We start from the raw sequence: 7,584 nt of genomic DNA, 5'->3' as shown, positions 1-7,584 counted from the left end.
AAGAGACAGGGGTTAGGGTGGGGTGTCTCTTTTGATTGATTTTGTACTTTTCGAATTACACCCCCTCCCAGCCTCCCCCTAGAAGGGGGAGGAGCCAAAGAATGTTTCCTCTAGAAAGGGTAGATGACAACGAATGTTTCCCCATTTCTAGCCCATCATTTCCCCATCTGTATTCATTTTGTAATTGGTCTGACCAATAATATTGCTGTTTTAATCGACTATTGTTATCAAAGTGTTTAAGCGTGGGCTGTTCTATGATTTAGGTCAACTTTTGGCTGGACAGCTACGTTTTAATTATGTTAATTTCTGCACCAACTTGAAATTGGTATTACCAATTGACTGCAAAGAGTAGAAGAATAATAAATTATGGCTTATCAAAGGATTCGTCAGCCAAAACTCTCTGATGTAATTGAACAGGAGTTAGAAAGGCTGATAGTGGAAGGAACACTCTCTCCGGGGCAACAATTGCCTCCAGAACGAGAACTGGCAAAACAGTTCGAGGTGTCTCGTCCATCCATTCGTGAAGCCATTCAACGCCTCGAAGCCAAGCGTTTATTAACCCGCCGTCAAGGTGGAGGTACGTTTGTCAGTGAGAACATTTGGCAGAGTTTTTCTGATCCTCTGCTAAATTTATTGTCTAGCCACTCTGAAACCCAGCTCGATCTATTGGAATCGCGCCACGCGATGGAAGGTATTTCAGCTTATTTCGCAGCATTGCGTGGTACTGAGGAAGATTTTGCTCGCATTCAAGCCTGTTTGGCGAGAATTGGTGAACAACAAGCGAAAAAAGAGGTCGAAGCAGAAGCGTCTGCGGTGGTCGCGTTTTTAGTCGCTCTTACTGAAGCGGCCCACAACGTGGTGCTTTTGCATATTGTTCGCAGCCTCGCTCCTTTGCTTGAGCAAAATGTTCTACAGAATTTAAAACTATTACACCGCCGCCATGAAGTGGTGGAGAAAGTAAGTAGACACCGAGCTAATATCGTGGATGCGATCGTTTCTGGTCAGCCGGAAAAGGCGCGCGAAATGTCCCATTCTCACTTAGCTTATATCGAAGAAACATTGCTGGATTTGACCAAAGAAGAGTCTCGTCGTGAGCGTTCGTTGCGCCGAATTCAGCAGGGTAATGAGTCGTAACCTACGGCGAATTGCTTGTTTTATAGATCCAACCAATAGAAGGATAGATCGCCATGTCTGACATGAAGCATGACGTAGATGCACTGGAAACTCAGGAATGGCTAGCCGCCCTTGAGTCAGTTGTACGTGAAGAAGGTGTAGAACGCGCTCAGTTCTTACTTGAGCAAATTCTAGATAAAGCACGTCTAGACGGTGTTGATATGCCAACCGGTATTACCACGAACTACATCAACACCATTCCAGCTGCGCAAGAACCAGCATACCCAGGTGACACAACGCTTGAGCGTCGCATTCGCTCAATCATCCGTTGGAACGCGATTATGATCGTTCTACGTGCATCGAAAAAAGACCTCGATCTTGGCGGCCACATGGCGTCATTCCAGTCTTCTGCTTCGTTCTACGAAACATGTTTTAACCACTTCTTCCGTGCGCCTAATGAAAAAGATGGCGGTGACTTGGTTTATTATCAAGGTCACATCTCTCCAGGGATCTACGCACGTGCGTTCGTTGAAGGCCGCCTAACGGCTGAGCAACTTGACAACTTCCGCCAAGAAGTGGATGGCAAAGGTATTCCTTCCTACCCACACCCGAAATTGATGCCTGAATTCTGGCAATTCCCGACCGTATCTATGGGTCTGGGTCCAATTTCTGCAATCTATCAAGCGCGTTTCCTCAAATATCTTGATGGCCGTGGTATGAAAGACACTTCTGAACAGCGTGTATACGCGTTCCTAGGTGATGGCGAGATGGATGAGCCAGAATCACGCGGTGCGATTTCATTCGCCGCTCGTGAGAAGCTTGATAACCTATGTTTCCTTATCAACTGTAACTTGCAACGTCTAGACGGCCCTGTCATGGGTAACGGTAAGATCATCCAAGAACTTGAAGGCCTATTTAAAGGCGCAGGTTGGAACGTTGTTAAAGTGATTTGGGGTAACAACTGGGATTCTCTACTGGCGAAAGACACCACAGGTAAGCTGCTTCAGTTGATGAACGAAACCATCGATGGTGACTACCAAACATTTAAAGCGAAAGATGGTGCTTACGTGCGTAAACACTTCTTTGGTAAATACCCAGAAACAGCGGCGCTTGTTGCTGATATGACTGACGATCAAATTTTCGCGCTGAAGCGTGGTGGTCACGAGTCTTCTAAACTGTACGCAGCCTTTACTAATGCTCAAGACACGAAAGGCAAGCCAACCGTGATTCTGGCGAAGACCGTTAAAGGTTACGGCATGGGTGAAGCGGCAGAAGGTAAGAACATCGCTCACCAAGTGAAGAAAATGGACATGACTCACGTGCTGCAACTGCGTGATCGTCTTGGTCTACAAGATCTTCTGACGGATGAAGCTGTGAAAGAGTTGCCATACCTAACATTGGCAGAAGGCTCGAAAGAGCACGAATACTTACACGCTCGTCGTAAAGCGCTAAAAGGTTACACACCTCAACGCTTGCCTAAGTTCACTCAAGAACTTGTGATTCCAGCGGTTGAAGAGTTCAAGCCTCTGCTTGAAGAGCAAAAACGTGAAATCTCAACCACAATGGCGTTTGTCCGTGCGTTGAACATTTTGCTCAAAGATAAGAGCATTGGTAAAAATATTGTGCCAATCATTGCAGATGAAGCACGTACTTTCGGTATGGAAGGTCTGTTCCGTCAAATCGGTATCTATAACCCACACGGTCAGAACTACACTCCTCAAGACCGCGATATCGTTTCTTACTATAAAGAAGCGACTTCAGGTCAGGTACTGCAAGAAGGGATCAACGAGCTGGGCGCTATGTCTTCATGGGTTGCTGCTGCAACTTCATACTCGACAAACGATCTGCCAATGATTCCGTTCTACATCTACTATTCTATGTTTGGTTTCCAACGCGTTGGCGACATGGCATGGATGGCAGGTGACCAACAAGCACGTGGTTTCCTATTGGGCGCTACCGCTGGTCGTACGACGCTGAACGGTGAAGGTCTACAGCACGAAGATGGTCACTCGCACATATTGGCGGCAACGGTCCCTAACTGTCTTTCTTACGATCCAACATTTGCTTACGAAGTTGCAGTCATCATGCAAGACGGTATTCGCCGCATGTATGGCGATCAAGAGAACGTGTTCTACTACCTAACGCTGATGAACGAGAACTACGCAATGCCTGAAATGCCACAAGGCGCTGAAGAAGGTATTCGTAAAGGTATCTACAAATTAGAAAGCTACGCTCCACAAGGAACGACTGGCTCTAAAGGTAAAGTTCAGTTAATGAGCTCAGGTACGATCATGAACGAAGTACGCAAAGCGGCTCAAATCTTAAGTGATGAGTACGGCGTGGCTTCAGATGTTTACTCAGTAACATCATTCAATGAAGTTACTCGTGATGGCCAAGCATGTGAGCGTTACAACATGCTTCACCCTGAAGCGCAGCCGCAAGTACCTTACATTCAAACGGTAATGGGTAGCGAGCCTGCCATCGCAGCAACTGACTACATGAAGAACTACGCTGAGCAAGCGCGTGCGTTTATCCCGGCTGAATCATACAAAGTACTAGGTACTGATGGTTTTGGTCGTTCTGATAGCCGTGAAAACCTACGTCGTCACTTCGAAGTGAACGCAGGTTACGTGGTGGTTGCCGCGCTAAGCGAACTAGCGAAACGTGGTGATGTTGAGAAATCAGTTGTGGTTGAAGCGATTAAGAAATTCAACATCGATACTGAAAAAACAAACCCGCTATACGCTTAATTAAGGTAGGAAAGAATAATGGCAATCGAAATTAATGTACCGGATATTGGTGCGGATGAGGTTGAAGTTACTGAGATTCTTGTCAGCGTTGGCGACAAGGTTGAAGAAGAGCAATCTCTTATTACTGTAGAAGGTGATAAGGCTTCTATGGAAGTACCGGCTTCTCAAGCGGGTATTGTAAAAGAAATCAAAGTAGTCGCTGGCGATAAAGTATCGACCGGTTCACTTATCATGATTTTTGAAGCAGAAGGCGCAGCGGTCGCAGCTCCAGCAGTGGAAGCTGCACCAGTTGCGGCTCCTGCTGCCGCGGTTGTCGCTGAGCTTAAAGAAGTTCACGTGCCAGATATCGGCGGTGATGAAGTGGAAGTCACTGAAATCATGGTCGCAGTCGGCGATTCAATCGCAGAAGAGCAATCTCTACTGACGGTTGAAGGTGACAAAGCCTCAATGGAAGTACCTGCTCCATTTGCTGGTGTACTGAAAGAGATCAAAGTGGCCGCTGGCGATAAAGTATCGACAGGCTCACTGGTGATGATCTTTGAAGTGGCGGGTTCCGCTCCGGCGGCAGCCTCTGCTCAAGTGGCAGCACCTGTAGCTGCAGCACCAGCCGCTTCGGCAGCAAAAGAGATCCACGTACCGGATATCGGTGGTGATGAAGTCGAAGTGACGGAAATCATGGTGGCGGTTGGCGATACCGTGAGTGAAGAGCAGTCTCTTATCACCGTTGAAGGCGATAAAGCATCAATGGAAGTTCCTGCGCCGTTTGCTGGTGTTGTGAAAGAAATCAAAGTTGCAGCTGGCGATAAAGTGTCAACAGGCTCTCTTATCATGGTGTTTGAAGTTGCCGGTGCAGCGCCCGTTGCCGTAGCGGCCCCTGCGCAAGCAGCGGCTCCAGCCGCATCAGCGCCAAAAGCGGAAGCGGTAAAATCAGCGGTGGCAGCACCTGCCGAGTTTGAAGAGAACAATGAGTACTCTCACGCATCACCGGTTGTACGCCGTATTGCGCGTGAATTTGGTGTTAACCTAGCGAAAGTCAAAGGTTCTGGCCGTAAGAGCCGCATCCTAAAAGAAGACGTGCAAAACTACGTGAAAGAAGCGCTGAAGCGTCTTGAATCGGGTTCTGCCGCAGTGGCTTCTGGTAAAGGTGATGGCGCCGCGCTTGGCTTGCTACCTTGGCCAAAAGTGGACTTCAGCAAGTTTGGTGACACAGAAGTAAAACCGCTTTCACGTATTAAGAAGATCTCTGGTGCTAACTTGCATCGTAACTGGGTGATGATCCCACACGTTACCCAATGGGATAATGCGGATATCACCGAGCTTGAGAACTTCCGTAAAGAGCAAAATGCGATTGAAGCGAAGAACGACACTGGCATGAAGATCACCCCACTGGTGTTCATCATGAAAGCGGTAGCGAAAGCACTAGAAGCATTCCCATCGTTTAACTCTTCACTTTCTGAAGATGGCGAAAGCTTGATTCTGAAGAAGTACGTGAACGTGGGTATTGCTGTTGATACGCCAAATGGTCTTGTTGTTCCTGTCTTCAAAGATGTGAACAAAAAAGGTATTTATGAGCTATCAAGAGAGCTGGCTGAAGTATCGAAGAAAGCCCGTGCAGGTAAACTGACCGCTGCAGACATGCAAGGTGGCTGTTTCACTATCTCTAGCTTAGGTGGTATCGGCGGTACAGCGTTTACGCCTATCGTTAACGCGCCAGAAGTCGGTATCCTTGGGGTATCTAAGTCTGAGTTTAAGCCAGTGTGGAACGGTAAAGAGTTCGAACCACGCCTACAACTGCCACTATCACTGTCATACGATCACCGTGTGATTGATGGTGCGGAAGGTGCGCGTTTCATCACATTCCTAAATGGCGCGCTATCAGACATTCGTCGTCTGGTTCTGTAAGCCAAGTTTAGTGAAAGAGAGGGCGGCCGTTAAAGCCGCCCTTGTTAACACGAATAATTGAACAATTGGATTATGAAGGTTTTTTTCTTAATCGAATTGTCGTCTAGCTCACAGGCTAAATGGATTTACTTTTCACACCATTAACATCTCTGTAAACTGTTGCGGTCTGAAAATAATTCGTTTTAATTCATTTGTTTTAAGTAATTGGCTCAGTCATGGGTTTAATTCATTGGATTAAACACTAAAAACAACGAGAACATCCACTCAGCCTGTTAGGGATAATGACTACAAGAGGTCAAAATGAGCAAAGAAATCAAAGCCCAAGTCGTCGTACTTGGTGCCGGTCCTGCTGGTTACTCCGCTGCATTCCGCTGTGCAGACTTAGGTCTTGAAACAGTACTTGTTGAACGCTACAGCACCCTTGGCGGTGTGTGTTTGAACGTGGGTTGTATCCCATCAAAAGCGTTGCTGCACGTTGCAAAAGTTATCGAAGAAGCGAAAGCATTGGCCCAGCACGGTATTGTGTTTGGTGAACCACAAACGGACATCGATAAAATCCGCCTTTGGAAAGAAAAAGTTATCAACCAGTTAACGGGCGGTCTTGGCGGCATGGCGAAGATGCGCAAAGTGACTGTCGTGAACGGTTTCGGCAAATTTACTGGCCCTAACGCCATTGAAGTTGAAGGTGAAGACGGCAAAACTGTGGTTAACTTTGATAACGCCATCGTTGCAGCTGGTTCTCGTCCAATTAAACTGCCATTCATTCCTCATGAAGACCCACGCATTTGGGATTCAACGGATGCACTTGAACTGAAAGAAGTTCCTGGAAAACTGTTGATCATGGGGGGGGGTATCATCGGTCTAGAAATGGCGACGGTTTACCACTCGCTAGGTTCTAAGATTGATGTGGTTGAGATGTTTGACCAACTTATCCCAGCGGCGGATAAAGACATGGTTAAAGTCTACACCAAACGTATCAAAGACAAATTTAACCTGATGCTTGAAACCAAAGTAACCGCTGTTGAAGCAAAAGAAGATGGTATCTACGTTTCAATGGAAGGCAAAAAAGCACCAGCGCAAGCTGAGCGTTATGATGCGGTTCTTGTTGCTATCGGCCGTGTACCAAACGGTAAGCTGATGGATGCTGAAAAAGCAGGTATTGAAGTGGATGAGCGCGGCTTTATCAATGTTGATAAGCAAATGCGTACTAACGTTCCTCATATCTTCGCGATCGGTGATATCGTTGGTCAACCAATGTTGGCGCACAAAGGTGTGCATGAAGGCCACGTAGCGGCAGAAGTAATTTCTGGTAAGAAGCACTACTTCGATCCTAAAGTTATTCCTTCAATTGCGTACACTGAGCCAGAAGTGGCTTGGGTTGGTAAAACTGAAAAAGAAGCCAAAGCAGAAGGCATTAACTACGAAGTCGCGACATTCCCATGGGCAGCTTCTGGCCGTGCTATCGCTTCTGATTGTGCTGACGGTATGACTAAGCTTATCTTTGATAAAGAGACTCACCGCGTTATTGGTGGCGCTATCGTTGGTACTAACGGCGGCGAACTGCTTGGTGAAATCGGTTTGGCTATCGAGATGGGTTGTGATGCAGAAGATATCGCTTTGACGATTCATGCTCACCCAACGTTACATGAATCGGTAGGCCTTGCTGCGGAAGTATTTGAAGGCACGATTACTGATCTGCCAAACGCAAAAGCGAAGAAGAAAAAGTAACTTCAACGCTGATGCGTTAAATTGCCGGTTAGTTAAATAGTAAAAACCGCTGAATTCAGCGGTTTTTTTATGCTCATAATTCAGAGACTAG

Annotated in this window: 4 protein-coding genes; all 4 read left to right on the top strand. The window is 46.8% G+C overall.

Annotated elements, in window-relative coordinates; translation table 11 throughout:
* Positions 1 to 366 precede the first annotated feature (366 nt).
* Complete coding sequence (gene pdhR, locus AACT23_RS16650) at positions 367 to 1,134, top strand: pyruvate dehydrogenase complex transcriptional repressor PdhR (protein WP_013857676.1); 768 nt, start codon at positions 367 to 369, stop codon at positions 1,132 to 1,134.
* Between the two features lie 53 nt (positions 1,135 to 1,187).
* Entirely contained in the window at positions 1,188 to 3,863 is a 2,676-nt protein-coding gene (gene aceE / locus AACT23_RS16645) for a pyruvate dehydrogenase (acetyl-transferring), homodimeric type (protein ID WP_013857675.1), read from the top strand.
* Between the two features lie 18 nt (positions 3,864 to 3,881).
* A complete protein-coding gene (gene aceF / locus AACT23_RS16640) occupies positions 3,882 to 5,765 on the top strand; it encodes a pyruvate dehydrogenase complex dihydrolipoyllysine-residue acetyltransferase (protein ID WP_094128785.1) in 1,884 nt (627 codons plus the stop codon).
* 300 nt (positions 5,766 to 6,065) lie between these two features.
* Positions 6,066 to 7,493 (top strand): dihydrolipoyl dehydrogenase, encoded by a 1,428-nt coding sequence (gene lpdA, locus AACT23_RS16635; protein ID WP_013857673.1) that lies wholly within the window; start codon positions 6,066 to 6,068, stop codon positions 7,491 to 7,493.
* Positions 7,494 to 7,584 lie beyond the last annotated feature (91 nt).

This window comes from Vibrio sp. V09_P4A23P171 (assembly GCF_963875615.1).
Classification (GTDB): domain Bacteria; phylum Pseudomonadota; class Gammaproteobacteria; order Enterobacterales; family Vibrionaceae; genus Vibrio; species Vibrio anguillarum.
This window is presented reverse-complemented; position numbering and strand designations above follow the sequence as displayed.